We start from the raw sequence: 16,224 nt of genomic DNA on the forward strand, positions 1-16,224 counted from the left end.
AGGATGGAGCCGGAGGTTTGTTCGTCATGCGCGTTCGCAAGCCAGATGTGGATTTTTCCCAAACCTCCGCGCGATGGGCGCCCCATGGCGAATTCGCGCAGCAGATGAACGCCTCGTCGCTCTGGATTCCCCATCTCGAGCGTTTTCTGAACCGCGTCATGTCCCAGGCGAATGCGAAGCTCGACGCTTCCAAGCCCGGGCATGCGCGGCTCAAGGCGGACATTCGCACCTTCATCCGCCAGGAAGGCAATCACACTGCGCTCCATGCCGCGTTCAACGCGATATTGCCGCGCGGGGGATATGATATCGCCCATTTCGAACGCCATTTCGAAGCGGAGTTCAAACGGCTGCTGGCTACGAAGTCCTTCAAATTCCTGTGCGCCTATTGCGAAGGCTTCGAGACGCTCGGCCCGCCCATGGCTCTCGTCTGGCTCGATGAGATAGAGGATTTGATCGGCAATGCGGATCAGAATGTCGTGACATTGTGGAAGTGGCACCTGATGGAGGAATATGAGCATCGTACCGTCTGCCACGACGTCGCGCGCATGTTCGGCGTCGGCTATTTCCAGCGTATCCATGGCTTCTTCTTCCAGCTGAAGCACCTGCAGGGCATGTCGAGGATGGTGAAGGACTATCTCTTCACCCAGGATTCACTCGCCATGACGCCCGAGCAGATCGCCGAAATGCATAAACGATCCAAAGCCGTTGGCCGAAAGGTGATGAAACTGGCACTGCCCCGCATTCTCAAGGCGTTGCTGCCTTTCCACGATCCACGCAAGGACCCTGAGCCAAGGGCCTATCGTTCCTACATGGCGAAGATCGAGACTGCCCTTGTCTGATGCTTTTGAAGGGCAGGCTGAAACTGCCGCCGAACTCTGCCTGAAGGCGGGCCGTCCGTTCCGGATCGCGGTCGCCGACGACGTGCTGGCCGATCTTGCGGACCGGCTGGCACGGACCCGCTTGCCACGCGTCGAAGCCGGCGCTGGCTGGCGGCACGGGATGCCGCTGGAAGCGGCGGCAAAGCTGCTGGACCATTGGCGCAAGGGTTTCGACTGGCGGGCGCACGAGCAACGCCTCAACCGCTTTGCCCAGCGCATGGTCAACGTCGACGGGCAGGACATTCATGTCGTGGTGGAGCCGGGTTCCGGCCCCGACCCGCTGCCATTGGTGCTGCTCAATGGCTGGCCCAGTTCCTTCGTCGAATTTGACGGGGTGATCGACCGGCTGGCGCATCCGGAACGACATGGCGGGGCGGTTGAGGACGCCTTTACCGTGATCATCCCGTCCATGCCGGGTTATGGCTTTTCCCCGCCGCCCGCCAGCCCGATATCGGCCGCACAGATCAGCGCGCTGTGGGACAAGCTGTGCGGCCAGCTACAACTGGATCATTATGTCATTTTCGGGTCCGATTGGGGCAGTCTGGCGGGACGGCATCTCGCGGAGCTTGCGCCCGAAGGGTTGCGGGCGCTCCTGTTCTCGACGTCAGGCGGATTTATCGCGCCCGATCCTGCTGGCCCCGGCCCTAGCCCGGAGGAAGCCCAGTGGCTCGAGCGCGCTTTGGCGCCCGATCCCGAATATGCCTATCAGGCGATCCAGGGCCATAAAGCCGATGCGATGGCGATGGCGATGAGCGACTCGCCGATGGGTCTGGCAAGCTGGATCATCGACAAGTTCAGGTCCTGGAGCACGCCCGCCGCCGATGGTGGCCCGCCTTTCCCGTTCGATGATCTGCTCGTGAACATCATGATATACTGGATCAACGGACCGTCGGCGCCGATGTGGCTTTACGGGTTCCTGCATGAAAGCGTCATCCCGCCGGGAACGCGGATCAGCGTTCCGGCGGGTTTCATGCTGTTTGCCGACGACCTGATTCCACCCGTCCCGCGCAGCATGCTTGAGCGTGTCTATGATGTGCGTCACTATGCGGTTCATCCCCATGGCGGGCACTTTCCGGCACAGGATGCGGCGGATCTGTTCGTTGCAGAACTGACCGGCTTCTTCAGGGCATTCAGATAGGCCGAACCGGCTCACCGGCCGGCGTCCCCGCACGAGGGCCGCCGGCTCGGTTCAAGGATCAGGGCATCAGGATCACCCTGCCGCGCACGCCGCCGTCCTCGACAAGGCGGTGCGCTTCCGCTGCGTGAGCGAGAGCCAATGTCCGTGAAACGGGCATCTTCATTTCCCCCGTGGCGATCGCATTGACGATCCGGGCGAGCCGCTCCCCATCGCCATGATAGCCGAAGATCTTCGGCTCAGCAGGCAATCCTTCGCCTTCGATCGGCGTCGTGGCCACGGTGATGATCTTGCCGCCGGGCTTGAGGTTGCGGCAAAGGCGGCCGACTGCGGCTCCGCCCACTGTGTCCGCGACATGATCGAAGCGCAGATCGTCAGGCAGCGGATCGTCAAAACCAACCACCTCCTCAAAGCCCAACGCCCTTGCCTCATCGGCATAGGCGTCACGGACAGCAACGATGACCCGGCATCCCAGCCCCTTGGCCGCCCAGGCGGCGAAGCGGCCCACGCCGCCGGTCGCGCCGGTGACCAGCACAGTCTGGCCACCGAGCGGGGCCACCCCCTCCTCCACCATCTCGACTCCCGTCAAAGCAGGGCAAGGCAGGGCAGCGGCCTGCGCGTCGTCGACATTGTCCGGAATGACCGCGCAATGCGCCGCGTCGGCGACGGCATATTCGGCATAGGCGCCATTGACGGTCGCGAACACGCGGTCCCCGACGCGCAGCGCCGTCACGCCATCCCCCACGGCCGACACGGTGCCCGCCACGTCATAGCCGGGCACATGCGGCAGGGGCAGCGGATAATAGCGCAGGCTGAAGCCGTTGCGCCACTTATAGTCGGCCGGGTTCACCCCGATCGCCGTCACCCGTATCTGGACCTGCCCGGCCGCCGCCTTGGGTGGGTCGAGCTCGACGAGCTTGAGCACTTCCGGCGGACCATGCTCTTCAAATTGTACAGCCTTCACGTCACTCTCCTTAAAACAGTGGAAATTCCATCGCTGGTCAGGCCAGCTCGATCCAGCGCCCTTCCTTGCGCGATCGCTCGACCGCGTCGATGACCCTGACATGCGCCAGCCCGTCGTCGAACGTGGCTATAGCAGGGTTCCTGTAAGCGGGGTCCGCAATCCAGGATTTGAATGCCGACGTCAGGCCGACCATCTCCACGAAGCCGTAATCGCTGCTGTGGGTCTGCACATAGGGCGTATCCTCCATGGTCGGAAGCGCTTCCTGCGGCGCGCTCACCTCCGGGCCTCCGCCGCGAAGCTCCTGCAGCAGATCGTCCGGCGCCGCCACCTGCTGCACGCCGTCCGCACTGCTCATCGCCACATCATAGGTCCAGCCGATCGACACGCCGGCGTCGGCGCCGGTGATGCGCGTCGTCGCGAACGGATCCCACGTCCTGCACGTCCCGGTCATCGCGCCCTGGACGCCATTGTCCAGAAGGAAGGCGAAGGCATAGCTGTCATCGGACGTCATGCCCCGGTCCGATCCGGGATGCACCGTACCCGCGACCGCCGCGAATTCGCCGACCATATAGCGGATCAGGTCGATGCCATGCGCATTGTAATTGCGCAGCCAGCCGCCCCCGCCCTCATGCGTCATCCACCAGTCCGGCAGTTCCAGCGAGCGGGGCGCGCAGAGCGTATGATCGAACTGCGCGACGACGTGGATGGGGGCGCCCAGCGCGCCATCCTTTACCAGCCGCCGCGCCAGGGCATTTTGCCGGAACCAGCGGAATTCATGGCTGATCATGTTGGCGACCCCGGCCTCCGAGGCGGCGTCCCGCATTTCTTGCGCATGGCCGATATCAAGCGCGAACGCCTTTTCGCAAATGACATGCTTGCCCGCCGCCAGGGCGCGCATCGTGAAATCATGGTGGGTCTGGGGCGGCGTCGCGATCACGACGGCATCGACGTCGCTGTCGAGCGCAGCCTCATAGGAGGTCAGCGCATGGGGGATACCGAAATGGGACGCACGATACGCCGTCTTCTCCGCATCCCTTCCGACGAGCGTGGTCACGGTGAAGCCGGCAGCGCGCAGAGCGCGAATGTGCAAGGTGCAGCCGATGTTGGTGCCGACAACGGCAACTTTCAGGTCTTTCATGGACTTTTCTCTCCCGATGCGATTGCCGGTCAGCGAAAGAGGCTGGAGGCCATGCGGCATGGGCGGACCCGATACCCTCGCCGAACCCGGCGCGGCATCGTTCGATGGCCCCGGTCTGAGAGGGGGAGACCATATCCCGGCGTCATGGAACCCGGCATTTCGATGATAGCACCTTCCTTAGTTGCCAAAGCATCCTGTGGCACAGCTTCACACGGCGGCATCGTCCATTTGCATGTCGAAACAGCAATGGCGCATCCTCTAACGCTCGATTAGAAGGATTTGCGATGTCGCTCAAAATGCCCGCCCCGGACCAACATGTGATCGCCAGACGGGCGGAGATCGCGGCGGCGCTTCGCGCGATCGTCCCCGGCGAGGGCGTGATCGAAGACCCGGACGGGTTGCGCCCCTATGAATCGGACGGGCTGACCGCCTATCGCCAGCCGCCCCTGCTCGTCGTCCTTCCCGAAACGACGCAGCAGGTGTCCCGGATACTCGCCTGGTGCCATGCCGAGGGGGTGAAGGTGGTGCCGCGCGGATCGGGCACGTCGCTCTCGGGGGGCGCGCTGCCGCTGGCCGACGCCGTCCTGCTTGGCCTTGGCAAGTTCAAGCGCGTAATCGACATCGACTATGAGGACCGCATCGCCATCGTGCAGCCGGGCGTGACCAATCTCGCCATCACCCAGGCCGTGGAGGATCGCGGCTTTTATTACGCGCCCGACCCCTCCAGCCAGATCGCCTGCTCGATCGGCGGCAATGTCGCGGAAAATTCGGGTGGCGTGCACTGCCTGAAATATGGGCTGACCACCAACAACGTCCTGGGCGTCGAACTGGTGCTGATGGATGGCGAGATCGTCCGGCTGGGCGGCCGGCAACTGGATCCGGCGGGCCTTGATCTGCTGGGCGTCGTCGTGGGGTCCGAGGGCCTTCTGGGTGTCGTTACCGAAGTGACGGTGCGGATCCTTCCCAAGCCCCAGACCGCGCGCGCGCTTCTGATCGGCTTTTCGACCGTCGAAGGCGCGGGACAGTGCGTGGCCGACGTGATTGCCGAGGGCATTATTCCCGCCGGGATGGAGATGATGGACAAGCCCGCCATCCACGCCGCCGAAGCCTTCGTGCAGGTCGGATATCCGCTCGACGTCGAAGCCTTGCTGATCGTCGAACTGGACGGCCCGGCCGCCGAATGCGACCACCTGATCGGCGAGGTGGAGCGCATCGCCAATGAAAATGGCGCGGTGTCTTGCCGGATTTCACAGGACGAAGGCGAGCGCATGGCCTTCTGGGCCGGACGCAAGGCGGCCTTTCCCGCCGTGGGCCGTCTCGCGCCCGATTATTATTGCATGGACGGGACCATACCGCGCCGTCGGTTGCCGGAGGTGCTGCAACGCATGCGCGTGCTGTCCAAACATTATGGGCTTGGCGTCGCCAATGTATTCCACGCCGGCGACGGCAATCTGCACCCGCTCATCCTCTACGACGCCAACAAGGAGGGAGAGCTGGACCGGGCCGAAGCGTTCGGCAACGACATATTGCGGCTGTGCGTGGAGGTGGGCGGCGTGCTGACCGGCGAGCATGGCGTGGGCGTCGAAAAGCGAGACCTGATGCCCGAAATGTATTCGGAAATCGACCTTGCCCACCAGCAACGGGTCAAATGCGCCTTCGATCCTGATCTGCTGCTCAACCCCGGCAAGGTATTTCCGACATTGCATCGCTGCGCGGAACTCGGCCGCATGCATGTGCATCATGGCCAGCTTCCTTTCCCCGACCTGCCGCGCTTCTGATAGGGTTTCGATGAGCAACAACCTCATGCCTCGGTCCGAGGCCGATCTGTGCGACGCGATTGCCCAGGCAATAGGCGACGGGGAAAGGCTGGCGATCACCGGCGGCGCGACCAAGTCCGACATTGGCCGGCATGTCGAAAATGCCCGCTGCCTGGACATGCGCGGTTTTTCCGGCATCGTGGACTATGATCCCGCGGAGCTGGTCCTTACCGTCGGGGCAGGCACTCCGCTCTCCGAGGTGGAGGCGCTGGTCGCCAGCCGCGAACAGAAACTGCCCTTCGCTCCTTTCGATTACGGGCCAGTCTTTGGCCGGCCCGCAGGCGCCAGCACCATCGGGGGCGTCGTCGCCGCCGGCATTGCGGGATCGCAACGCGTGTCCCAGGGCAGCGCCCGCGACCATCTGCTTGGCTTCCGCGCAGTTTCCGGCCGGGGAGAAACATTCATCGCCGGGGCGAAGGTGGTCAAGAATGTGACCGGCTACGACCTTTCCAAGCTGGTCAGTGGCAGTTGGGGGCGTCTTGTCGCCTTGACCGAAGTGACGCTGAAAGTGTTGCCGCGGCCCCGCCTTTCCGTGACGAAAGCCATGGAAGGCCTCGCCGACGCCGATGCCATACGCCTGATGTCACGCGCGCTCGGCTCGCAGGCCGATGTCTCGGCCGCGGCGCATATTCCGGGGCAGGTCCAGGGCGGCGCGTCGCTCACCTTGTTGAAGGTCGAGGGATTCGGGCCTTCCGTGACGGCACGGTGCGCCATGCTGGACGCGCTCTTTTCCGACGTCGGGGATCTGCGGCAGCTGGAGGGCGATGTCGCGGATCATCTCTGGTCCGAACTCAGGACACTGAGGCCGCTGGCGGGCGATGCTCCCCTTTGGCGGATCAACGTGGCGCCACGCGAAGGAGCAGCCATCGTCGCGGCGATCGAGCCGCTGGGCGCGAAATGGATGCTGGACTGGGGCGGCGGCCTGATCTGGGCAGCCGTGGATGGCGATCCGGCCATCATCCGCGATGCGGCGGCGCGCGTGGGCGGCCATGCCATGCTGGTGCGCGGCTCAACGGATTTGCGCGATCGGATCGCCGCCTTCCATCCCGCCGCGCCAGCCGTCGCGGCGCTTGAAACGCGGGTGCGCCGCGCTTTCGATCCCAATGGCGTGTTCGAAACAGGGCGGTTCTAGATGCAGACCAATTTTTCCGAAGCGGCGCTGGCCGACCCGGCAATGCAGGCATCCGAAGCGGTCATCCGCAAATGCGTGCATTGCGGCTTCTGCACCGCCACCTGTCCGACCTACGTCCTGCTGGGCGACGAACTGGATAGTCCGCGCGGACGCATCTACCTGATGAAGGACATGCTGGAGAAGCAGGCGCAACCGACGCAGGAAATCGTCAAGCATATCGACCGCTGCCTCTCCTGCCTTTCCTGCATGACCACCTGCCCGTCGGGCGTGAATTACATGCACCTGGTGGATCATGCCCGCGCCTATATCCATGACCGGTACAAGCGGCCGTTTCAGGATCGGTTGTTCCGCGCGCTGCTCGCGTGGACATTGCCCCATCCTGCACGGTTCCGTCTTGCCCTGCGGCTGGCGAGGCTGGCACGGCCTGTCGCGCCCCTGTTCGACAAATGGCCGGCCCTGCGCCCGCTCGCCGCGATGCTGAAACTGGCGCCCGCCCGGATTGCCGCGAAAATTCCCGATCCGCAGCGTCTCTCTGCCACCCGGCGGGGCCGCGTTGCGCTGTTGCAGGGATGCGCGGAACCCGTGCTTCGACCCGAATTTCGCGCCGCCGCCATCCGTGTGCTGGATCGCGCCGGCTTCGACATCGCTGTTCCAGAGGGTGAGGGCTGCTGCGGCGCGCTCGTCCACCATATGGGGCGGGAAGAGGCAAGCCTGTCCGCCGCCAGGCGCAATGTCGATGCCTGGATGCGCGAAATGGACGGCGCCGGTCTCGACGCGATCCTCATCACGGCTTCGGGATGCGGCACGACGATCAAGGACTATGGCTTCATGCTGCGGAACGACCCCGCCTATGCCGAAAAGGCGCAGCGCGTGTCGGCCATTGCCAAGGATATTTCCGAATTCCTGGCCACGGTGGACATGCCGGCAGCAAACGGACATGGCCTCGTCGTCGCCTATCACGCCGCCTGTTCCCTTCAACATGGCCAGAAGGTGACGGAAGCACCCAAGCAGCTTCTAACCCGTGCGGGCTTTACCGTCCGCAGTCCGGCCGAAGCGCATCTATGCTGCGGATCGGCGGGCACCTATAATATCCTTCAGCCCGACATCGCCGGCCAACTCGGCCAGCGGAAGGCCGCCAATCTCGACCGGCTCGAGGCGGACGTCATCGCGACCGGCAACATCGGTTGCGCCATGCAGATCGGCCAACGGGCGGCGACCCCCATCGCGCACACGATAGAACTTCTCGATTGGGCAAGCGGAGGGCCGGCCCCTTCGTCCCTCAAACATCTGGAAAAAGGATATTCCCATGACCCGCATCACGCTCGACCAGGCCAATAGGATCATCGCGGCCGCCTTCGCCCATGCCGCAGAAGCCAAATACAAGCCGCTTGCCGCAGTCGTCGTCGACGCCGGGGGCCATGTCATAGCCTATCAACGGCAGGACGGAGCCTCGACAGGGCGCTTCCAGATCGCGCTCGGCAAGGTCAGCGGTGCGCTGATGCTGGGTCTTTCATCCCGCAAGATCGCGGACATGGCGGCGGAACGTCCGACCTTCATCGCCTCGCTGGGTCCGATCGCAGCGGGCGGCCTGATTCCCGCGGCCGGCGGCGTCATCGTCGTCGACGCGGATAACCAGCCGATCGGCGGCGTCGGCATTTCCGGTGATCTTTCCGACAATGATGAAAAGGCCGTCCTCGCAGGCATCATGGCCGCAGGTCTCTCGCCACAGGCCTAGGCACGGAAAGGCGATCGCGCTTCACCCCAGAGGGTCGAGCGTTCCAAGCCAGGCCACCAGGCCGATGATGGCGAGGGCGGCGATCGTCTCGACCGTCAGGGACAGCCGCAGATGCCTTGTCGCCTGCTGCGGTGTTCCGCGTTCCAGCGCTGGCGTCAACCGCCAGCGGTTGAGCGCCGCCAGAGCCAGCATCAGGCCAAACAGCGTCAGTTTCATGCCCAGCAGCAAGCCGTACCGGCTGCTCCTTAGCGCAGGCAGATCGGACAACCCCACGATCATGGCGGCGTTGACCGCGCCGCTGATCACCAGGGTGACGACCAGCAGCGTACCCATGACGGAAAAATGTGCCAGCATCCTGGCGACGCGTCGCGCTTCCGTGCGGGTGGGATTCACCGTCAGCAGGGCGTGAAGCAATACCGCCAGCGCAGCGATCCAGCCTGCCGCGGCCCAGATGTGCGCGACATCCGCCACGCGGTGGATCGTGCCCGCCAGCCCTTCGGTCGCGCCCGCATGACCCGTCCAGGCCAGCGTCGCAGCGGCAATGGCAGCCGGCAGGAGTGTCGGGCGGATCGAGCCGATGCCGGCAAGCAGGAGCGCCAGCAGCAGTGCGGCGGCCCGGACCGCCAGCACGGGGCCGATGGGCGTCATTGTCAGCAATATCCGTGCCGTCGCCCAATCCGGCGACGTGATCGGTGCGCCCGTCATCGATGCCGCGCTGGCCATCAACCAGAGCACGGACAGCGCCGCCCCGGCGATGGCGAGAATGATCAGCGTCGCGCTTCGGCCCGCCATGCCCATGACCCACCAGAAGAGCGGCAGGCCCATGAGCAGGGCAAGGTCGAGCATCAGCGCAAAGCGCGCGGCGATGAGCGCCCCCTCGGTCATGGCAGCTTATTTGACCGTGAAGCTGTAGCCGCCTTCCATCTTGTGCTGGTCGGCGCCGACGATATGCCATTTGAGATTATAGGTGCCGGCGGGCAGAGCGCGGGGCAAGGCGAGAGTCATTGTCTTGCCCTCGACGCTGGTCTTGAAGCCCTTGATCGGCATCGGCGCATGATTGGCCATGCCCGGCATCCCCGTCATGGTCAGTTCAGCGCCGCTCATCGGCGCCAGGAAGGTCTCCGAAAAGGTGAGGGTCAGCTTGTTGATCTTCGTCACGGTCGCATCGGCGGCCGGGCTGGACGAGACCAACTTGCTGTGCGCGGCGGCAACGCCGGGCAACGCCATCGCAAAGGCAGCGGCGAAGGTCAGGAATGCGCGGGTCATGGCTTTGTCTCCATCGGGGTGATGACGGCAATTACGCACCAGCCCACGTCATCCCTTACTCCGCGCGCATATTTTTTCCATGCGGGCCGATCGACATGCGGGAACGCCCGTCCCTCGTCGGCGCCCGCTTCGGCCGCCAGCTAATAATGAAAATCAGTTCGGCATAAGCTGCTGCGCGTACGCTGCAATTTGTCATCAACCGTTCGGGTCGATGGGCGCTTTGCGTCAACGCGGCGGGCACGGCCGCTTACTCTCCCCCAATCAAACGGAAAATGGACCAGGGTAGATGCTGCGTTTCGCCTGCATGGGCTTGTCATTGTCATGCGCAGCGCTGACGGCATCCCCGGCTGCGGCCCAGGATGGAGATGCCGCCGGCACATGGGCGCTGAGCGGCGGCTTCGACCTGCTCGAACTGCGCGGGGCCAAGGGAGATGACCTGTTCTTCTGGGACGGCACCTTTTCCTATGGCGATACCAGGGACCAGTTCATGCTGGTGACGAATGGCGGGGGCGCGCTGCGCGGGCAGATCGACGAGGTGCAGATGCGACTCTTTTACGGCCGCAGCTTTGGCAATACGACGATGTTGCTGGGCGTTCGCAAGGATTTCAGACCCCATCCGCGCGACACCCATGCGGCGATCGGCGCGCAGGGCACGGTCGGCACCCGCCTCAACTGGGAGGGCTATGCCTTTCTGTCCGACGACGGCGATCTGACCGGGGAAACGCAGATCATCTATCAATTGCCGCTTTCCCGCCACTTCTATCTGGAGCCACGGATCGCGATCGGCTGGTCGGCGCAGGCAATAGGCAAGGAGTCGGTAAAGCCGGGTCTTACCGAAGGGGAAGGGTCTTTGCGCTTGCGCTATCGCCTGACGCAGAAGGCGACCTTCTACACCGCGATCGTTCACGAACGCCTGCTCGGGAGCACGCGCCGCCTGGCTCGCTCCGGGGGAGAGAGCGTCGGCTCCACAATGGCGGTGATCGGTTTCGGCTTCAACCTCTGACCCGACAACTTAGGGGCGCACCCAAAACTGCGGCGCGAAAGACATGAGGTAAACGTCACTCCTGCCGATGACGGAAAAGGCTGTCGATGGGATAGACGTCGCGCATGATCGGCGAATCAAGCACCATATAGCTGAAATATTTTTCGATCCCCGCATCGCTCTCCAGCAGGGAATCAAAGATCCGTTGATAATGGACGACGCTGCGCGCGACGACCTTCAGGAAATAATCATAGCCGCCGCTGACATGATGACATTCGACAATTTCGCATATCTCCCGCGCCCGCGAGAGGAAACGGTCGAAGTCGGCAATCCGGTGATCCGCAAGCGTCACTTCCGTGAACACCGTCAGATAATCGCCGAGCTTTTCCAGCGCGACGCGCGCGCCGTAGGATTTGATGTAGCCCGCATCTTCAAGGCGCTTGAGACGGCTGAGGCAAGGACTGGCCGACAAGCCGATCGCGTCGGCCAGGCCCACATTGGTGACGCGGCCATGGTCCTGGAGATAGGATAATATCTTGAAATCAAGCCGGTCGAGCTTTTCCACTTTCATCCCCCTGGGACAGCGTGCATCGCGCCATGCTATAAGCTTTGCCGCAGCATAATCTGTCGGGAAGCATCATCGAAACACCGGATTGATATTTTCATCGCCCACCCAAAGGAGGAATTATTCCGCCGGCGCTTCTATCCTGACGAAATGCCTTGTCGGCTCACGGGCGCCGTGGACGACCGCCCGGCTCAATGGGATCAACCAGTGCAATGAAGCTCGATCGGATTGACCTTAAGATCCTGCGCAGGCTCCAGGCCGATGGTCGCATCAGCAATGTCGAATTGGCCGATGCGGTAGGCCTGTCCGCCAGTCCCTGCCTGGCAAGGGTCAAGAAGCTGGAGGCGGCCGGCATCATCTGCGGCTATGAAACACAGTTCGACTTGGCGAAACTGGGCAATTTCGTCACCGCCTATGTTCAGGTCGTCCTCAAGAATCACCGCCGGGCGGAGGCCCAGAAGTTTGAAAAGGCCGTGCTGCGCATTCGCGAAGTCGTCGAATTCCACATGGTCAACGGCAAGTTCGATTATCTCATGAAGATCGTTGCCGTCGGCTATGACGGGCCTGCCCGTATCCTGGAGCAGATGTGGCAGGCCGATCTGGGCATTCAGAGCTATTCGGTGTTCATCGTTTCGGCAACGCCCATCCGGAACCAATCGCTGCCCATCGACGACTGATCTTCTGCCGCTGCATCGAAAATCGGAAGTTACTGCTTCCGAAAATCGGGTCGACAGCGGAAATTTCCGTTTCGATCCCCTTACCCTCGGGACATTCAACGACAGCAAAGGCGCAAGGTCATGTTCAGACCCAAATTCATCAGTTTCGACTGCTACGGCACGATGATCAACTTCATCATGGGGCCGACGGCGCGCGCGCTTTTCTCCGACCGGGTCGAGCCGTCGAAGATGGACGATTTCATCGACTCGTTTCGCGCTTTTCGCCTGGATGAAGTCTTGGGCGCATGGAAGCCCTTTTTCGACGTGGTCGGAAATTCGATAGAACGCGCCTGCCGCAAGCATGGAGTGTCGTTCCACCCGCGCGATATCCAGGCGCTGTACGACGCAGTCCCCACCTGGCAGCCCCATCCGGACGTACCGGGGCCGCTGGCGAGGATTGCCGAGCATTATCCCCTCGTGATCCTGTCCAACAGCATGGTCGATCTGATCCCGCACAGCGCGCGCAACATCGGCATTCCCTTCCACTCCGTGCTGACCGCCGAGGAGGCGGGGGCCTACAAGCCGCTGATGCGCCCGTTCGAATATATGCTGGACCGGCTGGGTTGCGCGCCCGAAGACATGATGCATGTATCGTCAAGCCCGCGCTACGACCTGATGACCGCGCATGACCTGGGCTTTGGCGCGAAGATATTGGTCGATCGCGGGCATGAGCCGCCGACCGATCATTTTGGCATCACCCGCATCCGCGACTTCAACGACCTCCCCGGTCTGCTCGGGCTCTAGGGATCCCTGATGATCAGGCGCGACCGCCGCTCCAACGGATCCGTTCCGCGGACAGCATGGGCCAGGGCGGCCGCCTTGCTTGCCAGGAACAAAGTGGAGATGCTGTTCCCGTGAAAAGGCCCATGAAACTGGATGGCACCGATCTGCGGATCATGTCCGTTCTGGAAAGAAACGGGCGCATCACCAATTCGCTGCTGGCGGAAATGGTGGGACTGTCGCCAAGTCCATGCCTGACGCGGGTCGATCGACTGGAACGGGCGGGCTATATCACGGGCTATGGAGCGCGCATCAACCTGGCGGCGGTGGGAGAGCTGGTCACGGTTTTCGCCGAGATCACGCTCCACGACCGACGCATGGCCACGGTTTCACGGTTCGAGCAGAAGCTGAAAACCATCGATGAACTCTGCGAATGCGCGCGGGTCAGCGGGGATTGCGATTATATATTGAAGCTCCTGACCCGATCGGTTTCCCATTATTGCGAAACGATCATGAGGATCGTTGAGGAAAGCGGGCTGGTCGATCGCTATTTCAGCTATTTCGTCGTCCGCAGTTTCGATCCCGGCGATCGCGGATTTCTGGATCTTGTCCAGACACCCGACTGACCCAGCCCCGACCATGCTTCCGCAGGATGGACACATGGACTGCGCCGTTCCACGCTGAATAACCATAGGCTAGAATATGCTGATCGATCCTACGCTCACGACCCGACCGCCACAGCTTGGCGCGCAACATGCCGAGGCGCTGGTACGGACCCATTATGGCAGGATATTGGAAGCGCATGAACTGGGCGGGGAGCGCGACCGCAATTTCAGAATGGTCGCGCCGGACGGCAGCCAGTTCCTTCTCAAAATCTCCAATCCCGCCGAAGCGGTCGACATCGTCCATCTTCAGAACGCCGTTCTCAATCATCTGAGGGACCGGGCGCCCTCGCTGCCGGTGCCGCGCCTCGTCGCCTCGGTCGAGGGGACGTATGAAACCCCGATCCTGCTGGATGACGGCCGCCCTTCCATCCTGCGGATGCTCACCTTCCTGCCGGGTACGCCGCTTGTCCAATCGCCCCGCTCCACCAGCCAGCGCCAGGCGCTGGGCCGGTGCCTGGCCGGGCTGAACCAGGCGCTCCATGACTTCTCGCACCCGGCAGCTCACCATGACCTGCTGTGGAATGTCGCGGCGGCGCATCGGCTGAGCGGCATGATCGACAGCATCATGGACGCGCAGCGGCGCAGGCAGGTCCGGCAGTTCATGGACCATTATGAGGCGATCACCCTGCATGCCCTGCCCCCGCTGCGCGCGCAGGTCATTCACAACGACTTCAATCTGGGCAATGTGCTGGTCCAGCCCGACAGAACCGACGAGGTCGCCGCGATCATCGATTTTGGCGATGTCATCCACAGCCCGCTGGTGAGCGAGATCGCGACCGCCGCCGCCTATCAGCTTGCGGACGGAGCCGATCCGCTGCTGAGCGCTGCCGAGATGATCGGCGCCTATCATGAACTGCTGCCGCTGCGGCCGGCCGAAAAGGCGGTCCTGCTGGATCTGGTCATGGCCCGCCTGGTCATCACCGTCCTGATCACCGAATGGCGGGCGGAGCGCTACCCGGAAAACCGCGCCTATATCCTGCGCAACAATGGCCTCGCATGGGCGGGCCTGGAGCATATCGCCCGGCTTTCCCGCGAAGAGGCGAACAGCCGGTTGCTGCAATTCTGCCTGTCAGGAGACGATCAATGACATTTGTGGACACATCATCCGTCAACGCCTTCATCCCCGGCCAGGTCGAGCTGGACGCGCGCGAAGCGCGTTTGATCGAACAGCGCGACCGGCTGCTGGGCCCGGCCTATCGCCTGATGTACCAGAAACCCCTCCACTTCGTCCGGGGTGAGGGCGTGTGGCTCTATGACGCGGACGGCAGGGCCTATCTCGACACCTATAATAATGTCGTATCGCTGGGCCATTGCCATCCCGATGTCGTGGAGGCGATCACCAGGCAGGTCGCAACGCTTTGCACCAACACGCGCTACCTGCACGAGACCATATTGGAACTGGCCGACGGCCTGCTTTCGACGGTGGCAGGCGACCTGTCGCACATGATGCTGACAGGCTCCGGCAGCGAAGCGAACGACCTGGCCTATCGCATCGCGCAGGTCCGCACCGGCGGCACCGGCGTCGTCATCACGGAGACCGCCTATCACGGCATCACCGATGCCGTGTCGAAATTCTCTCCGACCCTGGGCGAAGGCGTTTCGCTGGGCGCGCATGTTCGAACGGTTCCCGCACCCGCCGCCTATCGCAGCGGGCCGAATGTCGCCGACCGCTTCACCCGCGACGTGGAAAGGGCGATCGCCGACATGAAGCGCCACGGCATCCGCCCCGCCATGCTGATCGTCGATTCCATCTTCACCAGCGACGGCATCCTGCCGGAGGAGCCAGGCTTCCTGAAGGGCGCGGTGGAGGCGATCCGCAGGGCCGGCGGCATCTTCGTCGCTGATGAGGTGCAACCAGGCTTCGGACGGACGGGCAGCCATATGTGGGGCTTCCAACGCCACGGCGTCGATCCCGACATCGTCACATTGGGCAAGCCGATGGGCAATGGACAACCGATCGCCGGACTTCTCACCCGACATGATGTGGTGGAGGAGTTTGGCAAGAAGTCCCGTTATTTCAATACATTTGCTGGCAACGCCGTGTCGTGCGCGGCCGCCGCGGCAGTGCTGATGGTCATCAGGCGCGACCGGATCATGGACAATGCGCGGGATGTCGGCGCCTATCTGCTGAGCAAGGTCGACGCGCTGCGGGCGCGTCACGATTGCCTGGGCAATGTGCGCGGGGCCGGCCTGTTCGTCGCGGCCGACATTGTCACCGACCGGGAAACCCAGGCCAGCGATCGCGACCGCACCACCAGGGTCGTGAATGCGATGCGGGACAATGGCGTGCTCATCAGCGCATGCGGCGCAGATCATAACATCCTGAAGATCCGGCCACCGTTGATCTTCAGCCGCGAGAATGTCGACCTGTTCGTCGACGTGCTCGACAAGGCGCTGGAAGCCTGATCTGATCGGCACGGTCGGCGCTTTCCCTGCATGACGACTTTGGCGGGCGGCTGGATACAAGACTCCGCCGCCCTGCTTGCATGGCACAGGCCGGGTCCCTGCGGT

17 protein-coding genes are annotated in these 16,224 nt (G+C 63.2%); 12 read left to right on the top strand and 5 right to left on the bottom strand.

Annotated elements, in window-relative coordinates:
* Nucleotides 1-26: 26 nt before the first annotated feature.
* Nucleotides 27-839, top strand: a complete 813-nt coding sequence (locus ACN9MX_RS15310) for a metal-dependent hydrolase (protein ID WP_363736536.1) — start codon at nt 27-29, stop codon at nt 837-839.
* Nucleotides 832-2,016, top strand: coding sequence for an epoxide hydrolase family protein (locus ACN9MX_RS15315; RefSeq protein ID WP_363829284.1), 1,185 nt, complete (start codon nt 832-834; stop codon nt 2,014-2,016). The genes ACN9MX_RS15310 and ACN9MX_RS15315 overlap by 8 nt, the downstream gene beginning before the upstream one ends.
* A gap of 58 nt (nt 2,017-2,074) precedes the next feature.
* On the opposite strand, the gene ACN9MX_RS15320 is transcribed toward ACN9MX_RS15315, so the two are convergent.
* Together ACN9MX_RS15320 and ACN9MX_RS15325 are read right to left on the bottom strand one after the other, a co-directional pair.
* Nucleotides 2,075-2,977, bottom strand: a complete 903-nt coding sequence (locus ACN9MX_RS15320; protein ID WP_363752466.1) for an NADP-dependent oxidoreductase — start codon at nt 2,975-2,977, stop codon at nt 2,075-2,077.
* Between the two features lie 37 nt (nt 2,978-3,014).
* Nucleotides 3,015-4,115, bottom strand: a complete 1,101-nt coding sequence (locus tag ACN9MX_RS15325) for a Gfo/Idh/MocA family oxidoreductase (protein ID WP_363752469.1) — start codon at nt 4,113-4,115, stop codon at nt 3,015-3,017.
* Nucleotides 4,116-4,399: 284 nt separating this feature from the next.
* Here ACN9MX_RS15325 and ACN9MX_RS15330 point away from each other — a divergent pair, with 284 nt between their 5' ends.
* From ACN9MX_RS15330 to ACN9MX_RS15345, 4 genes are read left to right on the top strand one after another with little or no spacing between them, the layout of a single operon-like run.
* A complete protein-coding gene (locus tag ACN9MX_RS15330) occupies nt 4,400-5,893 on the top strand; it encodes an FAD-linked oxidase C-terminal domain-containing protein (RefSeq protein WP_363829286.1) in 1,494 nt (497 codons plus the stop codon).
* 25 nt (nt 5,894-5,918) lie between these two features.
* Nucleotides 5,919-7,064 carry an FAD-binding protein gene (locus tag ACN9MX_RS15335; RefSeq protein WP_363829288.1) on the top strand — a complete coding sequence of 382 codons (1,146 nt, stop codon included), beginning with the start codon at nt 5,919-5,921 and terminating at the stop codon, nt 7,062-7,064.
* Complete coding sequence (glcF, locus tag ACN9MX_RS15340; RefSeq protein ID WP_363829291.1) at nt 7,065-8,402, top strand: glycolate oxidase subunit GlcF; 1,338 nt, start codon at nt 7,065-7,067, stop codon at nt 8,400-8,402.
* Complete coding sequence (locus ACN9MX_RS15345; RefSeq protein ID WP_363736548.1) at nt 8,371-8,799, top strand: GlcG/HbpS family heme-binding protein; 429 nt, start codon at nt 8,371-8,373, stop codon at nt 8,797-8,799. Before glcF ends, ACN9MX_RS15345 begins: the two co-directional genes overlap by 32 nt.
* A gap of 21 nt (nt 8,800-8,820) precedes the next feature.
* Here the strand turns inward: ACN9MX_RS15345 and copD are convergent, their stop codons facing one another.
* The gene (gene copD / locus ACN9MX_RS15350) at nt 8,821-9,684 is read right to left on the bottom strand and encodes a copper homeostasis membrane protein CopD (protein ID WP_363829294.1); all 864 of its coding nucleotides are present in this window, start codon (nt 9,682-9,684) and stop codon (nt 8,821-8,823) included.
* Between the two features lie 6 nt (nt 9,685-9,690).
* Nucleotides 9,691-10,065 (bottom strand): copper homeostasis periplasmic binding protein CopC, encoded by a 375-nt coding sequence (copC, locus tag ACN9MX_RS15355; RefSeq protein WP_363736552.1) that lies wholly within the window; start codon nt 10,063-10,065, stop codon nt 9,691-9,693.
* A 286-nt stretch (nt 10,066-10,351) separates the two neighbouring features.
* Here copC and ACN9MX_RS15360 point away from each other — a divergent pair, with 286 nt between their 5' ends.
* A complete protein-coding gene (locus ACN9MX_RS15360; RefSeq protein ID WP_363829297.1) occupies nt 10,352-11,068 on the top strand; it encodes a copper resistance protein B in 717 nt (238 codons plus the stop codon).
* A gap of 55 nt (nt 11,069-11,123) precedes the next feature.
* Here the strand turns inward: ACN9MX_RS15360 and ACN9MX_RS15365 are convergent, their stop codons facing one another.
* Nucleotides 11,124-11,612, bottom strand: coding sequence for an Lrp/AsnC family transcriptional regulator (locus tag ACN9MX_RS15365; protein WP_426387710.1), 489 nt, complete (start codon nt 11,610-11,612; stop codon nt 11,124-11,126).
* A gap of 212 nt (nt 11,613-11,824) precedes the next feature.
* On the opposite strand from ACN9MX_RS15365, the gene ACN9MX_RS15370 reads away from it, so the two are divergent.
* The 5 genes from ACN9MX_RS15370 (at nt 11,825) to ACN9MX_RS15390 (ending at nt 16,119) form a co-directional block, all read left to right on the top strand.
* Nucleotides 11,825-12,289 carry an Lrp/AsnC family transcriptional regulator gene (locus tag ACN9MX_RS15370; RefSeq protein ID WP_133651507.1) on the top strand — a complete coding sequence of 155 codons (465 nt, stop codon included), beginning with the start codon at nt 11,825-11,827 and terminating at the stop codon, nt 12,287-12,289.
* A 120-nt stretch (nt 12,290-12,409) separates the two neighbouring features.
* Nucleotides 12,410-13,072 (top strand): haloacid dehalogenase type II, encoded by a 663-nt coding sequence (locus ACN9MX_RS15375; RefSeq protein ID WP_363829302.1) that lies wholly within the window; start codon nt 12,410-12,412, stop codon nt 13,070-13,072.
* A 122-nt stretch (nt 13,073-13,194) separates the two neighbouring features.
* Complete coding sequence (locus tag ACN9MX_RS15380) at nt 13,195-13,674, top strand: Lrp/AsnC family transcriptional regulator (RefSeq protein WP_363829305.1); 480 nt, start codon at nt 13,195-13,197, stop codon at nt 13,672-13,674.
* 76 nt (nt 13,675-13,750) lie between these two features.
* Entirely contained in the window at nt 13,751-14,800 is a 1,050-nt protein-coding gene (locus tag ACN9MX_RS15385) for a phosphotransferase (RefSeq protein ID WP_363829307.1), read from the top strand.
* Nucleotides 14,797-16,119, top strand: a complete 1,323-nt coding sequence (locus ACN9MX_RS15390; protein ID WP_363829310.1) for an aspartate aminotransferase family protein — start codon at nt 14,797-14,799, stop codon at nt 16,117-16,119. Before ACN9MX_RS15385 ends, ACN9MX_RS15390 begins: the two co-directional genes overlap by 4 nt.
* Nucleotides 16,120-16,224 lie beyond the last annotated feature (105 nt).

Source organism: Sphingobium sp. R-21 (assembly GCF_049913335.1).
Lineage (GTDB): Bacteria > Pseudomonadota > Alphaproteobacteria > Sphingomonadales > Sphingomonadaceae > Sphingobium.

Bases quoted from the DNA above. Each gene is read 5' to 3' on its own strand.
- ACN9MX_RS15360 (WP_363829297.1), top strand. From the start codon at position 10,352: ATGCTGCGTTTCGCCTGCATGGGCTTGTCATTGTCATGCGCAGCGCTG.
- ACN9MX_RS15310 (WP_363736536.1), top strand. From the start codon at position 27: ATGCGCGTTCGCAAGCCAGATGTGGATTTTTCCCAAACCTCCGCGCGA.
- ACN9MX_RS15325 (WP_363752469.1), bottom strand. From the start codon at position 4,115: ATGAAAGACCTGAAAGTTGCCGTTGTCGGCACCAACATCGGCTGCACC.
- ACN9MX_RS15380 (WP_363829305.1), top strand. From the start codon at position 13,195: ATGAAACTGGATGGCACCGATCTGCGGATCATGTCCGTTCTGGAAAGA.
- ACN9MX_RS15335 (WP_363829288.1), top strand. From the start codon at position 5,919: ATGCCTCGGTCCGAGGCCGATCTGTGCGACGCGATTGCCCAGGCAATA.
- ACN9MX_RS15330 (WP_363829286.1), top strand. From the start codon at position 4,400: ATGTCGCTCAAAATGCCCGCCCCGGACCAACATGTGATCGCCAGACGG.
- copC (WP_363736552.1), bottom strand. From the start codon at position 10,065: ATGACCCGCGCATTCCTGACCTTCGCCGCTGCCTTTGCGATGGCGTTG.
- ACN9MX_RS15375 (WP_363829302.1), top strand. From the start codon at position 12,410: ATGTTCAGACCCAAATTCATCAGTTTCGACTGCTACGGCACGATGATC.
- glcF (WP_363829291.1), top strand. From the start codon at position 7,065: ATGCAGACCAATTTTTCCGAAGCGGCGCTGGCCGACCCGGCAATGCAG.
- ACN9MX_RS15370 (WP_133651507.1), top strand. From the start codon at position 11,825: ATGAAGCTCGATCGGATTGACCTTAAGATCCTGCGCAGGCTCCAGGCC.
- ACN9MX_RS15390 (WP_363829310.1), top strand. From the start codon at position 14,797: ATGACATTTGTGGACACATCATCCGTCAACGCCTTCATCCCCGGCCAG.
- ACN9MX_RS15345 (WP_363736548.1), top strand. From the start codon at position 8,371: ATGACCCGCATCACGCTCGACCAGGCCAATAGGATCATCGCGGCCGCC.
- ACN9MX_RS15385 (WP_363829307.1), top strand. From the start codon at position 13,751: ATGCTGATCGATCCTACGCTCACGACCCGACCGCCACAGCTTGGCGCG.
- copD (WP_363829294.1), bottom strand. From the start codon at position 9,684: ATGACCGAGGGGGCGCTCATCGCCGCGCGCTTTGCGCTGATGCTCGAC.